We start from the raw sequence: 24097 nt of genomic DNA on the forward strand, positions 1-24097 counted from the left end.
AGTTAATTCTATTGTTAATGAGTCTGAAAAATGCAAAAAAGCCTGCAATTTATGCAGGCTTTATGGGGGAAAAAATAATATATATAGTTAGCTAGCTGCTAGCGTTAGCTGCGTGACGATAGCTTTGCATTGCCATCGTATTATCACCAAGCTGCTCTTGTACTTGCGCTAAAGCTAACCATCTAGTGCGACTTGGTGCAATTTGGCAGGCATTGTACCAATGTATTTTAGCTTGTTTAAAATCACGAGTTTGTAAGGCTAACTTAGCCAAACATTCTTGGTAACTGACAAGGTTTTCATGTGTTTGCTCAAATTTACTGAGCAGTTTTCGAATATCATTATCATGCGCGCTAGCTATCTCAGCTACCGCATCGAATAAACTCTCAACAGGGTTAGACTTGAGGTGTTTAAAAAGCAGCTTTAATGCTTCATCTTTGCGTTGTAGCTTACATAATCCATAAAGATAGGCTATTAAGGTTCGAACTTGATTCCGTTCAGATTTACTTAACCAGCCCCAACATTTATCAAGTTCACTTGCCGTTTTTTCAGCAGCTTGATTGATTAAATGGATATTAGCTTGGGTCGTTATTTCGATAATTTCCTCATCGGAATAAACATGTCGCTTAGCTAAAGTAGGCATAATTAATTTAAGCGCTGCCCAGTCCTGTTGAGCCAGGTATAAATCGGCAGCCAACTTGATAACGGAATCTTTACTCTTGCTTGTTGGATCAAGTTCATTCAACAGGATACGGGCTTGAGTCAATTCGCCTTGTTTCAATAAATAGCGCGTATGAGTTGTTAATACAGCTTTTTTGGCTAAAGGATCTAATTGTGCTTTAGCAAGATAATCATCACGTTCAGTAGTTTTATGTTGATGTTGTGCGGCTCTTGCTGCAGCAAAATAATTAAGCGCAGGCAGCTCGCCATTTTCAGCACCTTTGACCATGGCTTTTTCGGCGGTGGGCCAATCCTCTTCTGCTAAGGCCAATGCACCCATTAAGGTTTGTTTTTTGGCTTGTTCAATACGCCAACGCTCAGGTAAATAGCGGCTACTTAACACTAAAGTTAATAGCAATATTAAGACTCTTTTAGTTAATGCTAAGCCAATATAAAAGGCTAATAATGCAAATAAACCAAAAGCTAAACTGGTTTCAATTTGATAGTCCCATATTGCGATATAAATATAGCCTTTGGTTTCTAAAAGGTACGGCGTGACACACAAACCTAATAGAATGATAATCACATAAGCCAACATTTTTATCATAGTGCTGGCTCCTCTTCAGGCATCATTTTCCCGTATGTCATTAATTGTTGTAACAGTGGAGTAGATTTAAATTGATAAGCATTCGCGGACTCAATAGAAAGCTGTGATAACACTTCTAGCTGAGCGAGCGTATTTTGGGTGCGACGATCACTGGTATCAAAATATTGTTTTACCCAACGATGAGCATAATTAATTGCACTGTGATAACCCTGTTGATCATAGTTGTGCAACGAAAACTGAGCTTGTAACAATTTCAGGCGTACATTTTCTACTAAATACCATTGTTGTTCTAATGGTAGTAGCGGTTCTAAATCAGTAGTTCGCTCGCGAATAGTAATAAAACCATCAATAAATTGCTTAAATGACTTAGATAAATTCGTTTGCCAGTCATCAATAGAATCAGAAAGAGGTTCAGCTAATTCATCCACGGCTAAATCTGTATCAGCTTGATTTAAGGGGAGGTTAGCCACTTGATCTATCACCGCATCAATGGCATACACTGCGCCTGCTACATCGGTCGTTTTAATCGAACGCGTTGCGGCGATATCCTGTGCAATAGCTTTACGCAGTTGATGTAATGCTGGATCTTTCATCGCTTCAATGCGGTTATCGGCCGACTGCAATAAGCTGGCTGCAGTTTGAGGGTCTTTTTCAAGCCACAGTTTTCTACTTGCCATACGCACTAGATAATCAGCTTCAGACGCCATCCAATGGTTTGGACTACGTTGAGCGACTATTGCAACTCGTTCTTGCAGTTGTTTTTGCGCCTGTTGCAGCACAGCCAACTGCTGATAAGCTTTTGCATCATTAACTTGTTGCTGTTCTAATTGGGCAATACGTTGGTTTGGTCCGGATAGTGACTGCTGTAATTCCTGCTTTAGTTTTTGATTGTTTGTTTCAAGCAGAGTTAATTCAGTATTTATCTCTTGTTGTTGATTTTGCTGGTTTTCTTGTTGTGAATTGAGTTGTAAATAAAGCCAATAACAACCAGCAATGGCCGTGCTAGCGGCCATCCAGCTAATAAAAATACTTAATCGAACCCACCATGAACTGCGTAATTTACGATGCCGACTTGAAGGGCCTGGTTGACGTTTTGGCGTAGGAGAGGCTGCTTTTGCAGCTTGAGGTGAGTCGCCCTTTGCCTGAGGTTTAGACACTACATCATGAGTATCAACTTCAGTGGATTCGAGTTTGTTATTTTCCATGAACAGTCCTTGAAAGCAAAATACGACAAATTGATAGTGAAAGGCTCACTATCATTGAACAGTGTTAAATAGTGAAATTACGCTGTTAAGCCCAATGCGACAAGTATTGCCCGAGTATTTGCTCCATTTGCATTGGTTACTCTATGTAAACCTAATGCATTTGCCTGTAATTTCACACGATTACTTGGCACTATGATATGACATGAATCTAACCATGCAAATAACTCTTTTGGAATTAACGCAATTAAATTGGTTAATATCTCACCACTAGTGACCACAATTGTGTTGATACCGAAATCTACCCATTGTGAAACAACCTGTTGATTATCGAGTGTTGGCCGCGATCGTTGGTATACATCCCAATAGCTCACATTAGCCCCACGCAGTTCGAGTTGTTCAGCTATTGTTTCGCGTCCACCTGAGCCGCGGCAGATAATAAAGGATTGTTTATTAATATGTTGCAGCTGTGGTAATGATAAAAGCCCTTCACTGTCTTGGCTATTTTCTGGGGCAGAAAATACAGTCAAGTTGTATTGTTTTAATGCATCAGCCGTGGCTTGACCTACAGCAAAGTAGCGACATTGAGAGGGGAATAATTTATGACGTTTTTCTGCAGTAAATGTCACCGCATTAGTGCTAATAAAAATGAGATTATCAACGTCATCAAAAAAAACAGGGGCTGGAAGGTGAGTCGCTTCTACACCTAGAAGTGGAGTGACTATATGAGCAACTTGATACTTATCAAGTTGCTCAATCATATCTTGATTACGACCTTCTGGACGTGTCAGCAAGACTTTCATATTTGAGCCGTTACTGGGCGTAAACCGCATCAAGAATAGTTTTAGCACCACGACTTAATAAGTCATTCGCCAGTGCCTGCCCAAGCTCGATAGCCTGTGTTTTATCACCAGCGACCTGGCCAGTAATCACCTGGCTACCATCTGGATTACCCACTAATCCGCGAAGTGTTAAGGTGTCGCCGATAATTTCGGCATAGGCGCCAATAGGAACCTGACAACCGCCCTCCAGGCGAGTATTCATTGCGCGCTCTGCTAATACACGATAACGGGTTTCTAAATGCTCAAGTGGTGCTAATAAGTTTTTTACTCGCTCATCATTAGTGCGGCACTCAATACCAACAGCACCTTGACCGTTTGCGGGTAATGACTCTTCAGCTGAAATAAAACTGGCAATACGTTGCGTTAACTTGAGGCGAATTAAGCCTGCAGCAGCAAGAATAATTGCATCATAATCACCACTGTCTAGCTTGGCCAAACGGGTACCGACATTACCGCGTAAATCTTTGATCACTAAATCAGGACGGGCGGCACGAATTTGACATTGACGACGAAGACTTGAAGTACCTACAACAGCGCCTTGTGGCAATTCGCTGATACTTTTACAGCTATTTGATACAAATGCATCGCGGGGATCTTCTCGCTCACAAATTACTTGTAAGCCTAGTCCCTCAGGGAAGTCTACGGGCACGTCTTTCATTGAATGCACTGCAATATCAGCACGGTCTTCCAACATGGCAACTTCAAGTTCTTTGACAAAAAGCCCTTTACCACCCACTTTAGCTAATGGTGTGTCTAAAATAACATCGCCTTTAGTGCTCATTGGCAGTAGCTCAACAATCAAGCCTGGATGAATGCGTTCTAATTCAGCTTTTACAAACTCAGCTTGCCACATTGCCAGTGGACTTTTACGCGTTGCAATACGAATAGTGTTTTCAGACATGGCCATATTTATCCATCAACTAACAGTAATTGCGCTAATGCTAACATTGGATTAAGGAGTTTGTCATAACTGTATTGAAATTGTTTGAAGTTGCACGATGATTTTATCATTTGGCCTTAATCCACTTAAGTTAGGGGGGCAATAAAGCAAAATAATACAGAGACTATTTTAACGGACATAGATGCGGCTGCTTAGCCCTATTTAAGCTTATTTTAATGCTATAAGCGGTTAAATTAGCATTAAGCGCTTATTTGGTAGCCAATCGAAGTTATTATCTGAATTCGGGGGGCTTTAGTTTTGTTCTAAGACCTTTGGTCAGATTGCTAAAATTGAATTTGGTGTTAACCTTGTCACATTGAATAGATTTTTTTGATATAGATCACTCTCGTGCATCCATATGAGTTAAAAGCTATGGTTTGAGCGATTAAAGTTGCTAGGTGAGTGGTTTAAGGATGGAGTCTTTGCACGATTTACCCGATTCAAATACTGACAATACTAGCGCAATTTATCGTGCTGAAAAATTGAATTCGTTGAGGTTACAACGAGTTAAATTAACCTTGCCTGAGCAACAATATCAGTTGTTTTTGCTTATACCTTATCTTTTACAGATTAATGCAATTCAATTGCCCGGTTTTATCGATGCAGTAACGCCATCGGGAATTTGTGATTTCAATTTTTCATCTGTACTCGAGCAAGCGTGTCAAGCTGTCGGCGTACCATATATATCAACAGTGTCTGAGCAACCCTATGCATTTGAAGGCATTTACGCCATGGGAAGCTCATCCAGTTTTGGCCAAAACCTCAATAGTGATGTTGACATCTGGTTAGTGCATCACATTACGTTGAGCCAAGCAGATATAGACCGACTCCGTGCAAAAGTTTCTCATTTAACCGCTTGGTTTGTTCAATTTGATTTTGAAGTGAACTTTTATCTTATTCACCCTAACCAGTTCCGTGAATGCAGTTTGTATGAAAACTGCCAACCATTGGGTGAAGAGCACAGTGGGTCGGTTCAGCATTGGTTGTTATTGGAAGAGTTTTATCGCACTCATATTCGATTAGCCGGCAAATATGTTGCTTGGTGGCCGGAAGCGACTGGCGATGCATTGCTGTTTTTAGGTGACTTGAAAAACTTGCCTGCCAGCGAGTATTTTGGCGCATCTTTGTGGCAGCTATATAAAGGCCTTAATAAGCCGCATAAAGCGCTCTTGAAAGTATTATTACTTGAAGTTTATGCTAGCGAGTATCCGCAAAATCATATGGCCACAGAAGAAGTTTGGCAATATTGTTTAAATGATAATTTCTCTGACGATAATGATGCCTACCTTATTCTATATCAACGTATAGAGCATTATTTGTTATCTCGCCGAGAAGTTAAAAGGCTTGAAATTGTACGACGCTGTTTTTACCTTAAATGCGGTATCGCATTATCTGAACCACAACAAACACAGCATGATTGGCGCTATCAAAAACTCACAGATTTAACGGTGGATTGGTGTTGGCCAAGTAGTCTACTAGTCACTTTAGACAATGCGACAAACTGGCATTCTGGTCAGTTACAATGGTTTAATCAGCAGTTAAATGAGTTGCTGCTTGCTAGCTATAAAAACCTGCTTCAATTTGCTTCTAAACATGAACTTAGCGATCGTATGAGAGTTGAAGAGCTTTGCCTATTAGCGCGTAAGTTGCATGGTTTTTTCAGTGATGCCCCCCATACTTTACCCCCGCTTAATCCACTGTGGAGTCAAAATGTAAGTGAACCAGAGCTTGCGGTATGGTTTTCAAAAAAGAAGTCCCAATATCAATTATTTAGGGGCGTCAGTAACGCGGATAAACTCATCGGACAGCAGGCATTGTTTGTTGGAAAAACAGATGTAGATGTGGTGGCTTGGGCGGTGATGAATGGTTTGGTTACCGACAGAACATATTGGTATAGCATTGGGCGAAATAAAGCCTATGCCACCAAATTAGCACGCCTAGCCAAAGGGCTAATGCAAAATGTTAACCATACGATTGAAGTGACTAAAAGCCATTTATGCCAACCTTGGTTTTATCAGCACATCATTGTTATCGCCAATATGGATAATGATGTAACTGAGCAATGGCATGGACAGGAGATCATGGTCGATTATATGAATGGTGATATTTTGTCGCTAGGCCGTGATAAGAAAAATATGTTATCGAGTATTGATATTATCAGCTTAAATAGTTGGGGTGAGTGGCACAGCCACCGATTTGAAGGTGAAGTAGCGGTGCTAGAGGCGCTATCTTTTTTAGTGCTAGGATTGAAACGCGCTAATGCACAAAGTCAGTTATCGGTATTATCCTGTTCAACTAAGTTGGTCAAACAAATTCAGGACCAACTTATGCAATTACTGAAATTATGTCATCAAACCATTCAAAACGTCAGTGACAGCCAAACACTGCTCATTGAGCTCAATATGGGCAGTCAAAAATACGGTCTACATTTCAATTCTTTGGGTATGGTTTATAACGTATTAGCGAGCTCTAGAAACATGTTTCACTATAACAGGCCACGTTTAGTGACTCACCTACCACGTCCTGAACTTAATAATGAGCCATTTTCAACGGTGCCAGTAATTATTCAACGTTATATAGCTCATGGTGCAAAACAGTTTTTTTTACGACAATTAAGCGATAAGTTGGAAGTTATTCTTGTCGATGAAACTAATATACTGACCCATAGCGTGCACGACAATATGACTATAAGCCAATTAGTGAGCCAGCAGAGTTTAAGTTTTGTGAAAGACAGTCACTGCGATCAGCAAGCATTTTTTAATATGCCGCAATTCTTTCGGTTAGTGAGAAAAGAGGGCTCATTGAAGGTCGAACCTTTTGGCGTAACGGAAGATGAAATGGGCTCAGCGTTCTAGCTAAACCCATTAACAGTGGTAATAGGATTAAATGGTAATCACTATTCCACCTTGCTTAGCAATTGAATCTAGTACAAATGGCACAAAATCAATGTTATTACGGGTATCTAACCATTTACCATTTTGGTAAGCAAAGTGGTATCCACCAGTGATGGTCGCTAACCAGATCTCGTGCAAAGGTTCTTGCTTGTTGATCACAATTTGCGAACCATCTTCAAAGGTCAATTGCACTAGATTTCCGCTGTAATTGATGTCTACATCCGCGTCTTGTTCGTCAATAGCGGTTTCAATAGCGTTATCGATTGCGCTGAATATTTCATCAGCTAATTGGTGAAACTCTGTATCTGTCATAGCCATGCATTTCTATCCTTTGCTTTCTGCGAGATGAATGCGATTATAAGGCCATAATTGATCAGATGCACAGATGTTGAGAAAAATGAGACTGCTTTTATTACTTTTGCTTGCTAGCCTAGTGCTAAGCGCCTGTGGTCAGAAAGGGCCTTTATACAAAACTCCCGCGCAGGAAGATAATAAAATTTCCGCAGCGCCAATTACGGCTGACTTAGAAACACTACCAGCGGGATCAGACTCAACAGCTGATATACAGCAATAATATAGGAAACGTATTGTGGATTTTTTTACTTATCAAGACAGTCATTTATTTGCCGAAGGTTGCGACGTCAGTGCATTAGCCAAAAAATATGGTACGCCACTGTATATTTATTCCCGCGCAACGCTAGAGCGCCATTGGCATGCTTTTGATAAGGCTGTCGCTAATCATCCTCATTTGGTTTGCTATGCCGTAAAAGCTAATTCTAACTTAGGAGTGCTCAATGCCCTAGCTCGCCTGGGCAGTGGTTTTGATATTGTATCTGGTGGTGAATTGTCACGCGTTTTACAAGCAGGTGGTGACCCTAAAAAAGTAGTCTTTTCGGGAGTGGGTAAAACCATTACTGAGATGGAGCAGGCATTAAAAATCGGTATTTATTGTTTTAATGTTGAATCAAGTGCCGAGCTTGAGCTATTAAATGAGGTTGCTGGCCGTTTAGGTAAAATCGCGCCGGTATCATTGCGGGTTAATCCTGATGTTGATGCAGGTACCCACCCTTATATTTCTACCGGCTTAAAAGAAAATAAGTTTGGTATTGCCATGGAAGAAGCTGAGCAAGTTTTTGCCCGCGCAGCTGAGTTACCGCACTTACATGTTAAAGGGGTAGATTGCCATATTGGCTCGCAGTTAACTGAACTAAAACCGTTTTTAGATGCGATGGATCGTATGCTGTCTTTGATAGACCGCTTAGCTGAGCAAGGCATAGTGATTGAGCATTTTGATGTGGGTGGTGGCTTAGGTGTGCCTTATAATAATGAAACACCTCCTCACCCAGACGCTTACGCCGCTGCGTTACTTGAACGGCTAGGGCAACGCCCGATAAAGTTGATTTTCGAACCTGGCCGAGCCATTGCTGCAAATGCGGGTATTTTTGTCACTGAAGTGTTATTCCTCAAAGAAAACAGCGACAAACGCTTTGCCATTGTTGATGGTGCTATGAATGACTTAATTCGTCCATCGCTTTATAGTGCGTGGCAGAATATTATTCCTGTTAACCAAACTGATGCACCAACCCAAGCTTATGATGTGGTTGGCCCAGTGTGTGAAACCGGCGACTTTTTAGGTAAAGACAGACAATTAGCGGTTAAAGCTGGCGACTTGTTAGCAGTGCGTTCAAGTGGTGCATATGGCTTTGTGATGTCATCTAATTATAATTCTCGTCCACGGGTGGCAGAAGTGATGGTTGATGGCGAACAAGATATACTGGTGCGTGAGCGTGAAACCGTGGCGCAACTTTGGCAAGGTGAACACCTGCTACCTTAATGAGTAAATGGAAAAGGAAACACCTTTGATTCAATTCACTAAAATGCATGGGCTAGGCAATGATTTTATGGTCGTTGATGGTATTACCCAAAATGTATTTTTTTCGCCAGAGCAAATACGTCGATTAGCTAATCGAAATTTTGGGATCGGTTTTGATCAATTATTATTGGTCGAGCCGCCCTATGATCCCGATTTAGATTTCCATTACCGTATTTTTAATGCCGATGGTAGCGAAGTTGAGCAATGTGGTAATGGTGCGCGATGCTTCGCTCGTTTTGTGCGTAATAAAGGCTTAACCAATAAGAATAAAATTCGGGTGAGTACCAGCTCAGGTAAAATAACCCTGCGTATTGAGCGAGATGGTTTAGTCACAGTCAATATGGGCGTACCTGTCACTGACCCGAACCACATTCCGTTTAAAGCTAAAAAGAGTGAAAAAACCTATTTACTGCAAACCCCGATGCAAACTTTTTTATGTGGTGCTGTGTCAATGGGCAACCCACATTGCGTGCTTGAAGTGGAAGATGTAGAAAATGCCGCAGTTGCGGAAATAGGTGCCATGTTAACCAACCATGAGCGATTCCCAAAAGGGGTTAATGTCGGCTTTATGCAAGTCATAAGCCCAAGCCATATTAAGCTTAGGGTTTATGAGCGTGGCGCTGCAGAAACACTTGCTTGTGGCACTGGCGCCTGTGCCGCTGTTGCTGTGGGTATACTGCAAGATAAGTTAGACAATGAAGTGCGCGTAGACTTACCCGGTGGTTCATTAACCATTAATTGGGAAGGTGAAGGTAAGTCGTTGTGGATGACAGGCCCTGCTGAACATGTATATGATGGTCAAATACAGCTGTAATATTTAGGTAGATTAAATTTTTATGAGTGAGATAACGTCAGCCGCTGATGTGGCATCAAACCAAGATTCATTATCAGACGCACTATCGGGTATCGATGCAATCGGTCAAGATTTAGGCGCTGAAATGTTGGCGAACTTTCGTAACCAAGTGCTAGATGAAAATCTAGTGCGTGATTATTTACTCGACAACCCTGAGTTTTTCAATCGTCATCCTGAGTTACTGATTGCGCTTCGGTTGAATCATCATGAGCGTGGCGCGGTATCACTGGTTGAGCGTAGACAAGAAATACTGCGCCAAAAAGTGACTCAGCTCGAAGAAGAAATTACTGCGCTAATGAATGTGGCAAAGCAGAATGAACGTATATTTATGTTTAATAATGAATTGTCATTTCAATTATTGGCTTGTAAGGAGCTAAGTGAACTTAGGCAAACCTTGTTTGAAGGGTTAAAGGCTGAGTTTGGCTTTACCCATGTGCGTTTAATTACCGTTCATGATATTGACAGTGAATTAGCTAACATTTGGCGTCATCGCATTCAAAATAATTACTATTTTGGCCGACTAACTCAGTCAGAATCAAAACGCTTATTTGGCAGTGAAGTTGGCTCTGTTGCGTTAACTAGACTATCGGATGAAAATGGCCAGGTCATATTTGCCATAGCTAGCGCCGATGCCGCTCACTTTCACCCCAATATGGACTCTTTACTATTAAGCCAATTACGTCGTTTACTCAGCCATTTATTAGCAACATTTTAACCTAGTGGTTTGTGACTGATTGGTACATGGTCAAATCTTGGTGTTGTGTTCTCCAAATATAATATTCAAGGCTATGATTTTCAAAGCTGTAGCGTTCAAGATACTGCTGCGTATCAGCATAAAGCAGGAGTCGCCGTGATGACACAGACAGATTGGCAAGCTAAGTATCGCCAATACTTGACCTTTGAGCGTCAGTTATCGGCTTACACTATTCGCAATTATTTTTTTGAACTCAACCGTGCTCAATCCTTATTAGGCGAAGATATTTACTTACATAATGCTAACCGCGATCAGTTGCAAAGTGTGCTAGCCAAATTGCATCGACAGGGTTTAAGTCCGCGTTCAATTGCATTAAGCTTGTCGGCACAAAAACAATTTTATGCTTTTTTACTGCGTGAAAATGTTATAGCAATAAATCCTGCTAAAACCCTCAGTGCCCCCAAACAAAATAAGCCATTACCTAAAAATATGGATGTCGATGCCGTCAGCCATTTACTCGATATTGACGCTGATGATCCGCTGGCTATTCGAGATAAAGCTATTATGGAGTTATTTTATTCCAGCGGGCTTCGTTTAGCCGAATTAGCCGCGTTAAATTATGATGACATTCAGTTTGATAACGCAGAAGTTAAGGTCATGGGTAAGGGCAGTAAACAACGGATTGTGCCAATTGGTAAAGTGGCTATCAATGCGTTAAAAGTATGGTTTACCTGCCGTGAACAAGTGTCTTCTTTACATACGAATGATGCATTGTTTATCAGTAATCAAGGCAAGCGATTATCGCACCGTAGCATTCAAGCCAGAATGAATAAATGGGGTCAAGAGCAGGCGTTATCGGTTAAAGTGCATCCGCATAAGTTACGCCATTCTTTTGCGACTCATATGCTTGAATCTAGTGCCGACTTACGTGCAGTACAAGAGTTACTGGGCCACGCAAACCTGTCTACAACTCAAATTTATACTAGCTTAGACTTCCAGCATCTCGCTAAAGTTTACGATGGTGCTCATCCTAGAGCGAAAAAAAATAAGGGCAACTCATAATGGTGCACATGTTAGCGCAGCAAAGCCAAACGGGTATGATTCAATATCAACGGCTCAAACCTTTTAAAGCCATTAGTTTTGATTTAGATGACACCCTATATGATAATAAACCCATTATCGTTAAGGCTGTTGCGGAGTCATTTAGTCTATTACACCGTAAGTACCCTAAATCGTCCCATTGGACCGCAGTTGATTGGCAGCGTTGTAAACTTGCATTGCAAATGCGTCAGCCTGAGTTAGTGCATGACACCTCAGCGGCGCGCTATGCTATGCTGCGTGAAGGGTTAATTCAGTTGGGTTACAGCGAAATTGAATCCAGCCATGGGGCGCAAGCTGGGTTAGATTGTTTTCACCACTATCGCAGTGATTTCACCATTGTCCCAGATGTGCTTGCTACGCTTAATACATTAAAACAGCACTTTACTTTAGTGGGTATTACTAACGGTAATGTTGATGCTAGCCGTATTGGTTTAGATACTGTCATGCAGTTTGTTTTGCATCCAGGATGTGGCGTTAAAATGAAACCGGCAGGTGATATGTTTGATTTAGCCTGTAAACAGCTGGCGATAAAACCGTCAGAATTGTTGCATGTTGGCGATCACCCTAACTCAGATATTGTCGGGGCTAAAATGGCCGGATGTCAGACTGTTTGGCTAAACCCTTGCCAGCAAAAAAGGCATAAAAACCCTGCGAGTTTATTACCCCATATCGCGATTGATCAGTTGTCGTTATTGCTTAACTTGATTTAGGTTTTAGCACCACACCTGCGCGTTGTTTCATTTGATCAACTTGTTCATGACTGGCATGCATATCGGCATCACCTACTCGGAAATAACTACCACCGTAGGGATCTGTGCCGATATAGATAGGTCGAAGCTTGGGATCTACCGCAGGAACATGAATTCGAATCAACTTCTTACCCATAATTTCAATAATTTGTACATCAGTAGGTGAGAGGATATTGTGGCTAATTTTTTGCGGGTTATTAAGGATTTGCCAAATTTCACTGAGCATAGGCATAAGGTTAACAATACCCTCGATACTAAACTCTCCATGGTCTTCCTTTACCCCTAGAATAATTTCACCCCCTAAGGTATTGGCAAACGCGCTATAGGTTTCCCACATAACTTCTGGCAATTTTCCATTACCGTCGCGGCCACCAGCAAGCTTAAATTCTACCTGGGCAGACTCATGAAGATTGGCAATATCATCTAATGCAAAAGTGGGGTAATTATGAGTGCTCATAGGATTAGTCAATAATTAAGATTCTCAACTTAGCTTATGAATAAATAACTGAAAAAGAAAGCTAAAAGTGGAAACTGGCATAAGAATTTCATCCCAAAAGCAGCTAAAAGAGCTGTTAGGTAACCTCAATAGCCCCCTAATCTAACGTTAATTCTTTATAACCCCAATGCTTTTGGAAATAGTAGATTATTTTCAAGATGAATATGCATTTGTAAGTCAGCATCAAATTCTGCCAGGGTTTTATAGCAGGTGCGCCATGTGTTACAGGCACCTTCCGGCACTTGATAGTTGCTCGTTATTTGTCTCAGTTTGATCAGAATGTCAGCGGTATTACCATGTTCATGTTCCATCACATTAATTGGATTACCTATGTGACCAAAACAGCCATTTATCTTTTCCCCTACACTTAATGAGCGAATAGCAGGAAATAAAATCCGTTCTTCTTTCATTAAATGCGGCATTAACTCAGCTACTAATGAATTTACCCATTGAGCAAAAGGTAGTATTTCATCATGGTCATCGCCGTGGGCATTGACCATTATCTCGGTATACTCTTGCAACAATGGCGCGGTATTACGCACGTATTTGTGGTGGGTAGCCTCAATGTAATTAACCAACTCAATCAATGACAATTGATCTAATGCAGCCAGTTGTGCTTGGTGTTCAGACGAGCATGACTCAAGGGTAAACATTGCGATTCCAGAAAGGAAAACAGTAAAGCCGAATTCTAAATACGTCTTTAAATGGTGCAAGTTAATCCGCACTGTTCTGCTAGGCTAATCACAACTTATTTGCTAATGAATGTTACAATGTGGCTATTTCAACGATTAGACAGATTTGGTAAGGCGGTTTAGCATCAACTATTTGCGTAATAATTAAGCCAAATCCAAATAAACTGCCAGCAATAAATGCAACTAATACATGTAGAAGAGAGGTGGAGTGATTGTATTGACTAATTTAACCTCCAACTATATGACGGCTGACAAACACAACTATAGCGGCGACCAACATAAATATTACAGTCGAAGCTATTGAGCGTGCTGACATTCTACCTATACCGCAAATACCGTGGCCACTTTTACAGCCACCGGCTAAATAAGCCCCAAATCCCACAAGAAATCCACCCCAAATGGTTAATCCCCAACTGGCATCTAATGTTGTAGGCAGAGTAAAGTTAGCAAAAGGTGCTAATACCCCTAAAAAAGCCTAACGCCATATTGTATTAGGACTATTGAATTGTAAGGCTCCGCAAATTAAAGCGCTGACAGGGGGAAATTCAGTCATATTCATTTAAGTTAATGGTAGAAATGGCAAGTTTATCGTATGGCAAAAATTTACCTAGATATGCTTAATGAGTGATTCATATTAAGCAGGTATAATGCCGCTATTATTGAATGCTAAGAGTCATATTGATGAAATTAAGACATGTAGATAAACCGCAATATCGTAAGATGACTAATCAAGTCCAATTTGGTGTTATAGCCATTTTAGCGATTTCGTCATTAGTCTTTGGTCAAATGTTAATCGCGATATTGAGTTCGGCAACCGTCGTAGCCGGTCAGCCAACTGGCAATTTCTATTTTAATTTTGGCGGGGTAATTATGGGTCTTATGCTATGCACTTTAGTGGTAAAGCATGGCCGTAAAAAACCTCAGTATGCTGATGTCTATTATGTTTGGCAGCTGAAACAATTACAGAATAAAATTTATCGTAAGCTTAATGCGATTCAACAAGCCGCAGCTGACAATAATGTTAATGCATTAACTATATTATGTTTTTATTATCAAAGTTTAGCGATTGTTTATGAGTTAGATAACAATACCTTAACCATGACCGAAGTGAATCGACAAATCAGCTTATTAGAACAGCAAATCCAAGATAAAAATTTGAGCTGTAATGCAGATGATTTCAGCGTAGAACTGTTAGGTGATTTTTAATTAGCAGCTTAAGCCGTAAATTTTTTATATCATTGTAGGGTAGGTACATGAATGTAAAAAGCCAAGGTTGACGCCTTGGCTTTTTGTTACTTTTTTTGTTGCGAAATAGTCGATAAAAATTAAATTGCGACGCTATTAACCGTTAGCTTCACATCAATATTACCGCGAACCGCATTTGAATATGGACACACTTGATGCGCGGCCTGAACAAGCTTGACGGCGTCATCTTGCGCCAAATCTAACTCAACAGCGAGTGCAACCGTTAGCGCGAACCCTTTAGTATCATTTGGACCAATACCCACAGTTGCGGTTGTCGGCGCAGCTTTAATGGCGACTTTCATTTCACGTGCCACGTGTAAAATGGCGTTTGAGAAACAGGCAGCATAGCCCGCAGCAAATAATTGCTCAGGATTAGTGTGTTCACCACTGCCGCCCATTTCTTTTGGATAGCTCAAACCGACATCGAGTTTTTTGTCATCTGTAGTTACTTGACCATTACGACCTGCCAATGCTGTTGCTGAAGTTGTATATAAAGTTGTCATAGAAATACCTCTAAAAGTAAGTTAATTTAAGTTGCGTGCAATTTAATTGCGCTCACTATAAAGGAACGTTTATAAATACGCAACTAAATTGTGTGCAATTTAATTTGGTTGTTGAGGTTAGGGCATGGAGATGATCTTGTAATGTGAAACGAGTTCATTCATATTGGATTAACTAAAACGTACATGGAATGTAGCAAATGCTTCTGTTAAATCATTATCGGCAATTTAAACATTACTCGATATTGTCTTTATGCTTTTTTTTGATGAGTGCGTGTGCAGTCAACACAGAAAATGCTCATAAATCTTATCACTTACCAGAATTTAATCATTCCCTCATTCAAAAAAACACTCTATTTAATGTGCCTTCTATCGACAGCTTATCCCGTTTATCAGAAGCGCAGCGACAGGAGTTACAAGCCTTTATATCAAAAGATGATGTTAAGGATTTACCGAATCGTTTAAAAGTGGCTCATTTTATCAATTACAAAATGGTTAACTTTAATTATGAAGGCCGTAATTCTACTAGTAGTGAGTCTTGGGAAAGTAAATCGGGTAATTGCATGGCCTTAGCGCTATTGACCTATTCAATAGCAAAAGAACTAGGCGTCTACCCCGTATTTCAAGTGGTTTACGCCTCGCCCGTATTGACCAATATTACTTCAGATCTTTTGGTCACATCCGATCATGTACGTACATTCTTATATGATGAGCAACCCAATGGCCACTATTTTAGTGGCAGTACGTCAACCGTAATTGATTACTTTCCTGATAGGTTTGATAGAACGGGTGCCATTGTTTCTCAGAATGAGTTTTTAGCAATGTTTTACCGAAATTTAGCCGCTGATGCGTTGTTATTGCACAATTATGAACATGCCTTTGTGTTATTAAAACAAGGGTTCACCCTTGCGCCAGAATATGAGCCTTTGATCAATATGATGGCAATTGTTCATCGTCGCTTAGGAGATAATGTTACTGCGGAAAAATTATATCGTTATGGTCTCAATGTTGAACCAAGCTCATTAACAATGCTAAGTAATTATCGCTTATTACTTGAATTACAGGGTCGTAAAGAAGACGTTGCTAGAATAGATCAACAATTATTATCTATTGAGTCAAGTAATCCTTATCGTTACTACAGTTTGGGTCTTGAAGCATTAGAGTTTGAAGATTATAACAGGACGGTCATTTTTTTAGAGAAATTTATCAAGAGTGCGCCATATTTTCATCAAGCATATTTTGCATTAGCTAAAGCTCAGCTAGGTTTAGGTAATACAAAAAAGGCGCATAAAATTTTAATTCAAGCAGTCGAGTTAACCGATGTTCCTGAAAATAAAAGATATTATTTAGCAAAATTGGAAGCACTTAATAATCCCCTTCATTAAGTTGTGTTTTACGTTACTGCTTACATCTTTTAAATATCGATCCTTGAGCTAAGGATCAGCATCAAATTAAAACAAATTTGATGCTGATCGGTTGAGTGAATCCCTCTAATATTTCTATATTTTTATCCAATCAGCTCAATCAATCCTCTTATCTCAACCTTAGTGATGACATTTATGACTCAAAACTTAACTAAAGTTGGATGATAAAGCCTTTATGTAACGATTTTGTCATGCGATTGTCATCCTGTATTCGCACAATAGCCATGCTTGTCTGACCTGTTGCAATGATTAACATGCAGACACCATCATTGACTTAAAAGGAATATCGAATGAAAACAGGGTTAAGTCGTCGCGACTTTTTAGCTATGTCAGCCAAAGGCGTTGGCGCGGTTGTTGTGTCATATGGATTAATGGGCTGTAGCAGCGATGACGAAGAGATCTACTCGGGTCAATTTTTACAAGGCATTGCCAGTGGCGACCCAGCCAAAGATGCAGTGATCTTATGGACCAGGGTCACTCCAGATGTTGAAGCTGATATCACAGTGTCATGGGAAGTGGCCTTAGATGCTAATTTTAGCCAAATAGTCACTAATGGAGTAATGAAAACGAATGCTAAACGTGACTATACGGTGAAAATTGATGCGGTTGGCCTTGAGGCTGGCAAAGGATACTTTTATCGCTTTAAATCGGGTAAATATGTTTCAGACGTTGGTATGACTAAAACCTTACCAGAAGGGACTGTTGATTCGGTCAAATTAGCTGTGATGTCATGTGCAAACTACCCTGCGGGCTACTTCAATGTATACGCATTGGCGGCCGAGCGTGATGATTTAGATGCGGTTATTCATCTAGGAGATTACTTGTATGAGTACGGTCGTGGTGGGTATGCCAGTCAAGATGCGGCGGCTTTAGGGCGTGAAGTATTACCCGCTGGCGAATTATTGGTACTCAATGATTATCGCACGCGTTATGCACAATATCGTGGTGATATGAGCTTGCAAAAACTGCACGCTAAAGTCGCTTTTATCACTGTATGGGACGATCATGAAGTCGCTAATGACACCTGGATAGAGGGCGCTGAAAACCACAATGACAATGAAGGGGACTTTGATTTACGCAAGCAAGCGGCACTGCAGGCATATTTTGAATGGCTACCCATTCGTCCTTGGAGTGAAGGAAATCATCAAGAAATATACCGTAGCTTTAACTATGGTGATTTAGTTGATTTGCATATGTTAGATACTCGATTGCTGGGGCGAGACAAGCAGCTAGATTATGCGGATTACATGGGCCCGGTGACAAAGGCATTTAATAGCGGCGCTTTTTTAGGTGATGTGACTAACGTTAACCGCACCATGTTAGGCCAATCTCAATTATTATGGTTGCAACAAACCTTGCTTGAATCGACGGCGAAGTGGCAGGTGCTAGGTCAGCAAGTGTTGATGGGTAAAATGCTACTGCCAGCGGCTATTGCGACTCAACAAATGAGTATTCCTCAATTTGCTCAGCTGGCGACGTTAGCCCAATTAGCCGCGCGTGCGCAGGCGGGCGATCCGACATTATCTGCGCAAGAGTTAGCTTACTTACAAGCTAATCAAAGTCAGTTAACCCCTGAGGTGCTAGCCTTACTTCAATTGCCTTCTATTCCTTATAATTTAGACGCTTGGGACGGATACGCCTATGAGCGAGAAGTTATTCTTGCCACAGCTAAATCGATGCAGCATAACTTAGTGGTTATTGCTGGTGACACTCACAATGCTTGGGCAAATGAGCTAACTGACAATCAAGGTGAAGTGGTTGGGGTTGAGTTTGCGACCAGTTCAGTATCTTCACCTGGGTTAGAATACTACTTAGGCCTATCTGATGCTGAAATGCCTGCAACTGAAGCTGCAATAGTGAATCTTATCGCTGATTTAAAATATGCTAATTTGAAAGATCGCGGTTACTTATTGCTGACCTTTAGTGCCGAAGAAGCTAATAGTGAGTGGCTATATGTGAATACGATTAAAGATAAATCATTCACCACATTAGTTGAGCGCTCTGCTTCCGCTAAAGTTAACATCCAACAACCAAAAATCATTTTTGGGTAACAATGAATCACATCAGCCGATGCCGCAGTGGCATTGGCTGAAGTAGTCATGGCTATAATCTGATAGTTATAATGTGGTTGCTTACTTTGTTGCTTAGTCTATGGTCAGGGCCACAATTTTTAGTGGATGATTGTCATCAAAGGAAGGGAAGTCTTGGTAGCAATCAAGCCATTCAATATTAATGATTTTTCGACCTTGTTTTTCAACGCAGCGGACTAGGCTGTCCAACCAAGATTGGCGTTCCACTTTGGCGACATTGTTACAGCAAACAATGGTTCCGCCCGCCTTGGTGGTCAGCATTGCGGGCTTAAATAAGCCTTGATAGTCGTTAATTAAGTCGACCACCCCAAAGACGCTTTTTGCAAAGCGTGGCGGATCTAAAAACACTAAGTCGAAAGTGGTTTTAGCGAGTTTTGGGAACTTGGGCAGTTTTTGATTACGACGTCCGCCCACAGGTAAACCGGCTAGTTGACGTAAGGCTGGAAACGCATCGCTTTGCACAAACTCACATACAGATTCAACTTTATTCAGTGCGGCATTTTTTTGGCCTGCTGCTAATGCAAAAGATGAAAAATCGACATTCATTACCCGCTTGGCGCCGCCCACAGCGGCCGCAGTTCCAATACCACAAGTATATGAAAATAGATTTAACACTGCTTTATTGTGACTGTGTTTTTGCATGTATTCACGACCAATACGCATGTCTAAAAACAGTAATGGGTCTTGGCCTTCATGGCGTAACTTAGTGGTAAAAGCTATGCCGTTTTCATGCATCACTTGTTCCGACATCGCATAGTCTTGCGCTTCATTGACTAAGTTATTGGCGACGCGAGAATTTTTTTGTGAGCGGTCGTTATACACTACAAAATAATCACCATGTTGTGCTAGAACGTGGGTAATTTGCTTAAGTTGATCTTCATTGAGTGTGTCATGAAATGATTGCACCAACCAAGCATCACCATAGCGGTCTATGTTTAAGCCATTGGCTCCCTCTACTGTGCCATGAAATACCCGATAACAATCAGTATTATTCAGCTTAGCTTTCGCAAAAAAGGCTTGGCGCTTGAGCATTGCTTCAGCAAGCACTTTGCTAAAATCTATTTCATCTGACTGTGTCAATAAAGGGGAAGAAGGCGTTTGAGTGGTCATAACAGAAGTCGCTTGAATGTGGTTGCAAGCTGGCTATTATATCAGAGAATTTTAGATGGTTTCGAATAACGACAAGGTTTATTTACGCGATTAATTATCTAACACAGGGTGAACCTTAAATGTTTTGTCGGCAACAATTTTATCGTTCAGCTCTAGCGTCATCCGCCAATCCCCTGTCTTATTGTCAACGGGTGACCATATGCAATCGCCTAAATAAAACTTCCAGTCGTTTTCTTTAATAAAGACTTCACCATCAAAAGGAGGACGAGTATTACCCTCATCATCAGGTATATTAGGATGATAAATACAATAACGTAGCCGTTGGTTTTTAGCTTTACGGATGCGAACAATAAATCCAAACTCGATATCTAGCGTGGCAGGAACATGTACTGTTGCCTTTAAGAATTGTGGCAACTTTTCACTTTGGCTGTCCCATCGGCTAAAGATGCCGCTGTAAACAATGCTCACATCGGGTTTAAGCTTACTCACTGATGATGCCTTTATTGTCTTAGCCGTTATATGAAGTCTATTCGCTACTAATGCGGTGCGTTGTTATCTTGCAAGTGCTTAAGCGCTGCTTGCAATGCAAATTGATAGCCCTGTGCACCTAAACCACAAATAACCCCAATCGCTTTGTCAGAGAAGTATGAGTGATGTCTAAAGGGCTCACGGGCATGTACATTGGATAAATGCACTTCAATAAATGGAATAGCTACGCCTAAAATCGCATCGCGGATCGCCACGCTTGTGTGGGTGAATGCCGCTGGATTAATAATGATGAACTGTGCATCAGTTGCATGAATGGCATCAATAATTTCATGCTCAGCGTTAGACTGAATATGCTCTAACGCTACCCCAGAGGAGGTCGCCGCACCTTGTAATTCAGATACAATGGTGGCTAAGTTTTGTGTGCCATAATGACCTGGTTCACGACGTCCCAGTAAATTTAAATTAGGGCCGTTAACTAATAAAATTTTTGCGGTTTGGCTCATAATAATCCTTTGGCAATCTCAACTTGGTGAGGTTATTCACTATTTCAGTTAGCTTGTTTTTAACGCAAGTTAGCTGTTCAGTAAACTTAAATTTATTCAAGCACAGGTTAATTAATCAAATCGCGGTTTACCCTGGCGCAGTGCTTTAGTGGCTCCGCGTTGTTTTTTGGTTTCTATGCGGCGTTTTTGGCTGCCTTTAGTCGCTTTGGTTGCAATGCGCTTTTTGGCGACAATGGCGGCATTTTTTACCAGCAAAATAAACTGCTCCAGTGCCTGCTGTCGGTTGAAATCTTGACTACGAGATTGCTGACATTTAATGATGATCTTGCCGCTTTGGGTAATACGGTGATCAGCTTTAGTTAATAACTTTTGTTTATAAAAGTCAGGCAAAGACGATTCATTGATGTCGAAGATCAGTTGCGCAGCGGTAGACACTTTATTGATATGTTGGCCACCCGCACCACTTGAGCGCACAAATTGCCACTCAATTTCTTTGTCTTCGATAGTCACGCTATTAGTAATATTTATCATACTGTAAAGGGTATCACTTTTTAGATTAAAAATAGTTATATATTGGCGACGGTAATATTTGTTATGATTCGCGTCATTGAAGTGAATGTCTGGTAAGCGAATTTTATTCGGCACCTATCCATGACACCGGAGCTATTTATGTTATGCCAAATTTCTGATATCGCCAAAGGCGTTATTAGCCTGTTTGTAAGTGGTCGTTTGTCTGCTAAAGATTATCGCTCATGTTTACAACCCGCTATTCGAAACTATCGTAAAGATTGGGGACAAGTGTGCTTATACATTGAAGCCGATGTGCTGTTAGAAGGGTGGGAGTTTGGCTCATTAACCGGCAGCGGTGAAGTACAGTTGCCTGAGTTTGATGCATTAGTGTTCGTTGGTGGTCCTGACTGGGTGGGTAACTCGGTCAGATTAATGGGCCCGTTTATGCAAGGTGAAGTGGCATGGTTTCCATTAGCACAAAAGCAAGATGCGATTAATTGGATTTCTAAGCGATCGCAGCACAAAGCTTAATTTTGACAATAATTTGTATTATAAAAATTAAGGCGATTTGTCTAATTCAGCCTTAACACATCAAGGAAGTACTATGTTATTCAGAAAATTATTAGCATTATCGGCAGTGGGTATTTTTACTTTAGGCCTAACAGCATGTACACCAGAAGTAGGCAGCGACGCCTGGTGTAAGCAAATGAAAGAAAAAGAAACAGGTGATTGGTCTGCTAATGAAGCGGCTGATTATGCTAAACACTGCGTATTCAAATAAACGCTGTTTCAGATGACTAGCATGAGTCACCTTAATTCGTTTTCAATGATGCGTTCAATTAAGCTATTGATTGCTATTATTGTGCTGCAATTTGCCGGTGCGAATTTAGGTGGCCATCAATTACATATTGGCAATAGTACAGAAGAAAAAAGCAATCATGCCCATGTGCAATTCACGCCTACCTTAGATATTACCGCCCTAAGCCAGCTAGCGGAGTGCATACAATGCAGTTGCGCAGCAGAGGGTGCCCGTGAACATGCGCCAGCGGATGACCATACTCACCCTGCACCAACAGACAAAATGGTTGATTTATGCCTAGATTGTCAGTGCCACGGTGGTTTAGTGGCCATAATGCTGCCCGATAATATCGATACGACCGAGCAAGCCAATCAACAACCGTTACAAACAGTTCAATCCTATTTCCCTCCCGCTTTAGGTGCCACGTACCGCCCCCCGATAGTGTAAATCCTGTTTAAATTCATTCATTAAAGGTTTGCTGTTGTTACTGGCAAGCTTGATTATTTTTTATGGCTAAATTGAATGCTTATCGCAGTATTTCAACTTGGTTATGTTTGAGTTCTAGGATTTATTTATGACAATTCCAACTATTTATTCGCCGATAAATACGCGTTTTTTAGCATCGTTTTATTTGATAACACGCCAGTTATTCTGGCTAGTTATTATCAGCTTTGGGCTAACGCTTTTTAGCTTCAAAGTGATTGCAAGTGATGATCATGATCTGCAGCAATCAAAGCCACACTCGCCTTCGTCTTATTCGCAAGAGGATGAGCATGATGAGGCATTAACCTTAACGCCGCAGCAACGAGAGTTGGCCAACATTCAGGTTGAAACGCTGACATTTAGTCTATTTGATCTCACCTCAGTTGCGACTGCGCAGCTGGTGGTTGATAAAGACAAAACAGTCACTATAGCACCACAGCTGGCGATGCAGGTATTAAAACGCCATGTGGTGCCGGGTCAGCAAGTGAAAAAAGGCCAGGCTTTATTAACCTTAGGTGGCACCGAAATAGCACAGGCACAGGCCGATTATATTAACGCCGCCACAGAATGGCAGCGGGTTAGCCGGATGAGTAAAGGGACAATTAGTGCCAGTGAAAAAATGCGCACCGAGGTCAATGCTGAGCTTAAGCGGGCGATATTAAACGCCATCATGATGAGTAATGAGCAAATATCAGCGTTAACCACATCGCCTCAATCGATTGGCCAATTTCAGTTATTAGCGCCAATTAGCGGCCGAGTGCAACAAGATGAAGCCATGCTAGGTCAAGTATTGGATGCAGGCACACCGTTAATGCAATTAACCGATGAGTCGTTTTTATGGGTAGAAGCACAGCTAACACCGGTGCAGTCAGAACGGGTTGAAATTGGCCAGTCTGCACTGGTGCGTGTTGGGCAACGTAATGTTACGGGCGTAGTGATTGGCCGCTCCCATGAGCTCAATCCGATGACCCGCACTGAACAAGTGTGGATCAGTATGGCGAATCCGCAGCACGTGTTACATGCCGGTGAATTTGCTGAGTTGTATTTTCAGCAAAGCAGTTCAAAAGGCGACAAATCAGCACAAGCCAAAAAATTATCTCCCTTAAACGGCATTATTGTGCCCGACAGTGCATTAACGCGCAGCAGTGATGGCGACTGGCAAATTTTTATTGAAGATGAAGATGGTTTTGAAGCGGTTAAAATTGAAGTGCTACAAAGTCAGCGCGGGCTGAATTTAATTACAGGTATAAAAAGTGGCTCGCAAATAGTGGTGTCAGGTGCGTTTTTCCTAGCATCTGAATTGGCTAAATCTGGCTTTGATATTCACAACCACTAGGAGGCTGT

26 protein-coding genes and 1 pseudogene are annotated in these 24097 nt (G+C 41.2%); 14 read left to right on the plus strand and 13 right to left on the minus strand.

Features of this window, described 5'->3' with window-relative positions; all coding sequences use genetic code 11:
- Positions 1-91: 91 nt before the first annotated feature.
- The 4 genes from FJ709_RS02080 to hemC form a co-directional block, all read right to left on the minus strand.
- Positions 92-1264, minus strand: coding sequence for a heme biosynthesis HemY N-terminal domain-containing protein (locus FJ709_RS02080; protein ID WP_226412987.1), 1173 nt, complete (start codon positions 1262-1264; stop codon positions 92-94).
- Complete coding sequence (locus tag FJ709_RS02085) at positions 1261-2469, minus strand: uroporphyrinogen-III C-methyltransferase (protein ID WP_226412989.1); 1209 nt, start codon at positions 2467-2469, stop codon at positions 1261-1263. Before FJ709_RS02085 ends, FJ709_RS02080 begins: the two co-directional genes overlap by 4 nt.
- A gap of 77 nt (positions 2470-2546) precedes the next feature.
- Positions 2547-3269: a uroporphyrinogen-III synthase gene (locus tag FJ709_RS02090; protein ID WP_226412991.1), complete on the minus strand. Its 723-nt coding sequence runs from the start codon at positions 3267-3269 to the stop codon at positions 2547-2549.
- Between the two features lie 10 nt (positions 3270-3279).
- Positions 3280-4209, minus strand: a complete 930-nt coding sequence (gene hemC, locus FJ709_RS02095; protein ID WP_226412993.1) for a hydroxymethylbilane synthase — start codon at positions 4207-4209, stop codon at positions 3280-3282.
- A gap of 461 nt (positions 4210-4670) precedes the next feature.
- Between hemC and FJ709_RS02100 the strand changes: the two genes are divergently transcribed.
- Complete coding sequence (locus tag FJ709_RS02100; RefSeq protein ID WP_226412995.1) at positions 4671-7103, plus strand: class I adenylate cyclase; 2433 nt, start codon at positions 4671-4673, stop codon at positions 7101-7103.
- Between the two features lie 27 nt (positions 7104-7130).
- Here the strand turns inward: FJ709_RS02100 and cyaY are convergent, their stop codons facing one another.
- A complete protein-coding gene (gene cyaY, locus FJ709_RS02105; RefSeq protein ID WP_226412997.1) occupies positions 7131-7460 on the minus strand; it encodes an iron donor protein CyaY in 330 nt (109 codons plus the stop codon).
- A gap of 79 nt (positions 7461-7539) precedes the next feature.
- On the opposite strand from cyaY, the gene lptM reads away from it, so the two are divergent.
- The 6 genes from lptM (at position 7540) to FJ709_RS02135 (ending at position 12373) form a co-directional block, all read left to right on the plus strand.
- Positions 7540-7716, plus strand: a complete 177-nt coding sequence (gene lptM, locus FJ709_RS02110) for an LPS translocon maturation chaperone LptM (RefSeq protein ID WP_404829999.1) — start codon at positions 7540-7542, stop codon at positions 7714-7716.
- A gap of 15 nt (positions 7717-7731) precedes the next feature.
- Complete coding sequence (lysA, locus tag FJ709_RS02115) at positions 7732-8976, plus strand: diaminopimelate decarboxylase (RefSeq protein WP_226413001.1); 1245 nt, start codon at positions 7732-7734, stop codon at positions 8974-8976.
- 25 nt (positions 8977-9001) lie between these two features.
- Positions 9002-9829 (plus strand): diaminopimelate epimerase, encoded by an 828-nt coding sequence (gene dapF, locus FJ709_RS02120; protein ID WP_226413003.1) that lies wholly within the window; start codon positions 9002-9004, stop codon positions 9827-9829.
- Positions 9830-9953: 124 nt separating this feature from the next.
- The gene (locus FJ709_RS02125; protein WP_226415806.1) at positions 9954-10583 is read left to right on the plus strand and encodes a DUF484 family protein; all 630 of its coding nucleotides are present in this window, start codon (positions 9954-9956) and stop codon (positions 10581-10583) included.
- Positions 10584-10721: 138 nt separating this feature from the next.
- Positions 10722-11624 (plus strand): tyrosine recombinase XerC, encoded by a 903-nt coding sequence (gene xerC, locus FJ709_RS02130; RefSeq protein ID WP_226415807.1) that lies wholly within the window; start codon positions 10722-10724, stop codon positions 11622-11624.
- An 8-nt stretch (positions 11625-11632) separates the two neighbouring features.
- Positions 11633-12373, plus strand: coding sequence for an HAD-IA family hydrolase (locus FJ709_RS02135; RefSeq protein ID WP_404830035.1), 741 nt, complete (start codon positions 11633-11635; stop codon positions 12371-12373).
- On the opposite strand, the gene FJ709_RS02140 is transcribed toward FJ709_RS02135, so the two are convergent.
- The 3 genes and pseudogenes from FJ709_RS02140 to FJ709_RS02150 all read right to left on the minus strand — a co-directional run bounded on the left by FJ709_RS02140 (position 12360) and on the right by FJ709_RS02150 (position 14036).
- The gene (locus FJ709_RS02140; RefSeq protein WP_226413005.1) at positions 12360-12869 is read right to left on the minus strand and encodes an AlbA family DNA-binding domain-containing protein; all 510 of its coding nucleotides are present in this window, start codon (positions 12867-12869) and stop codon (positions 12360-12362) included. The genes FJ709_RS02135 and FJ709_RS02140 overlap by 14 nt on opposite strands.
- Positions 12870-13024: 155 nt before the next feature.
- Positions 13025-13510 (minus strand): annotated as a pseudogene (locus FJ709_RS02145) (hemerythrin domain-containing protein); the annotation flags it as partial.
- A 316-nt stretch (positions 13511-13826) separates the two neighbouring features.
- Positions 13827-14036 (minus strand): YeeE/YedE family protein, encoded by a 210-nt coding sequence (locus FJ709_RS02150; protein ID WP_226415809.1) that lies wholly within the window; start codon positions 14034-14036, stop codon positions 13827-13829.
- A 245-nt stretch (positions 14037-14281) separates the two neighbouring features.
- Between FJ709_RS02150 and FJ709_RS02155 the strand changes: the two genes are divergently transcribed.
- A complete protein-coding gene (locus FJ709_RS02155; protein WP_226413007.1) occupies positions 14282-14806 on the plus strand; it encodes a DUF3087 family protein in 525 nt (174 codons plus the stop codon).
- Between the two features lie 119 nt (positions 14807-14925).
- Here FJ709_RS02155 and FJ709_RS02160 read toward each other — a convergent pair whose 3' ends face one another.
- Entirely contained in the window at positions 14926-15348 is a 423-nt protein-coding gene (locus tag FJ709_RS02160; RefSeq protein ID WP_226413009.1) for an organic hydroperoxide resistance protein, read from the minus strand.
- Positions 15349-15545: 197 nt separating this feature from the next.
- Between FJ709_RS02160 and FJ709_RS02165 the strand changes: the two genes are divergently transcribed.
- Positions 15546-16730: a tetratricopeptide repeat protein gene (locus FJ709_RS02165; protein WP_226413011.1), complete on the plus strand. Its 1185-nt coding sequence runs from the start codon at positions 15546-15548 to the stop codon at positions 16728-16730.
- A gap of 329 nt (positions 16731-17059) precedes the next feature.
- The gene (locus FJ709_RS02170; RefSeq protein ID WP_226413013.1) at positions 17060-18820 is read left to right on the plus strand and encodes an alkaline phosphatase D family protein; all 1761 of its coding nucleotides are present in this window, start codon (positions 17060-17062) and stop codon (positions 18818-18820) included.
- A 93-nt stretch (positions 18821-18913) separates the two neighbouring features.
- Here the strand turns inward: FJ709_RS02170 and FJ709_RS02175 are convergent, their stop codons facing one another.
- From FJ709_RS02175 to arfB, 4 genes are all read right to left on the minus strand, one after another.
- A complete protein-coding gene (locus FJ709_RS02175) occupies positions 18914-19921 on the minus strand; it encodes a class I SAM-dependent rRNA methyltransferase (RefSeq protein ID WP_404830036.1) in 1008 nt (335 codons plus the stop codon).
- A 138-nt stretch (positions 19922-20059) separates the two neighbouring features.
- Positions 20060-20458 carry a DUF3859 domain-containing protein gene (locus FJ709_RS02180; RefSeq protein ID WP_226413015.1) on the minus strand — a complete coding sequence of 133 codons (399 nt, stop codon included), beginning with the start codon at positions 20456-20458 and terminating at the stop codon, positions 20060-20062.
- 47 nt (positions 20459-20505) lie between these two features.
- Positions 20506-20961 carry a type II 3-dehydroquinate dehydratase gene (aroQ, locus tag FJ709_RS02185; protein WP_226413017.1) on the minus strand — a complete coding sequence of 152 codons (456 nt, stop codon included), beginning with the start codon at positions 20959-20961 and terminating at the stop codon, positions 20506-20508.
- A gap of 111 nt (positions 20962-21072) precedes the next feature.
- Positions 21073-21492, minus strand: coding sequence for an alternative ribosome rescue aminoacyl-tRNA hydrolase ArfB (arfB, locus tag FJ709_RS02190; RefSeq protein ID WP_226413019.1), 420 nt, complete (start codon positions 21490-21492; stop codon positions 21073-21075).
- 138 nt (positions 21493-21630) lie between these two features.
- On the opposite strand from arfB, the gene FJ709_RS02195 reads away from it, so the two are divergent.
- The 4 genes from FJ709_RS02195 (at position 21631) to FJ709_RS02210 (ending at position 24089) form a co-directional block, all read left to right on the plus strand.
- Positions 21631-22002 carry a SpoIIAA family protein gene (locus FJ709_RS02195; protein ID WP_226413021.1) on the plus strand — a complete coding sequence of 124 codons (372 nt, stop codon included), beginning with the start codon at positions 21631-21633 and terminating at the stop codon, positions 22000-22002.
- 73 nt (positions 22003-22075) lie between these two features.
- Positions 22076-22252 carry a DUF3012 domain-containing protein gene (locus tag FJ709_RS02200; RefSeq protein ID WP_226413023.1) on the plus strand — a complete coding sequence of 59 codons (177 nt, stop codon included), beginning with the start codon at positions 22076-22078 and terminating at the stop codon, positions 22250-22252.
- 21 nt (positions 22253-22273) lie between these two features.
- Positions 22274-22717 carry a hypothetical protein gene (locus FJ709_RS02205; protein ID WP_226413025.1) on the plus strand — a complete coding sequence of 148 codons (444 nt, stop codon included), beginning with the start codon at positions 22274-22276 and terminating at the stop codon, positions 22715-22717.
- A gap of 127 nt (positions 22718-22844) precedes the next feature.
- Positions 22845-24089 carry an efflux RND transporter periplasmic adaptor subunit gene (locus FJ709_RS02210; protein WP_226413027.1) on the plus strand — a complete coding sequence of 415 codons (1245 nt, stop codon included), beginning with the start codon at positions 22845-22847 and terminating at the stop codon, positions 24087-24089.
- Positions 24090-24097 lie beyond the last annotated feature (8 nt).

This window comes from Shewanella glacialimarina, from assembly GCF_020511155.1.
Lineage (GTDB): Bacteria > Pseudomonadota > Gammaproteobacteria > Enterobacterales > Shewanellaceae > Shewanella > Shewanella glacialimarina.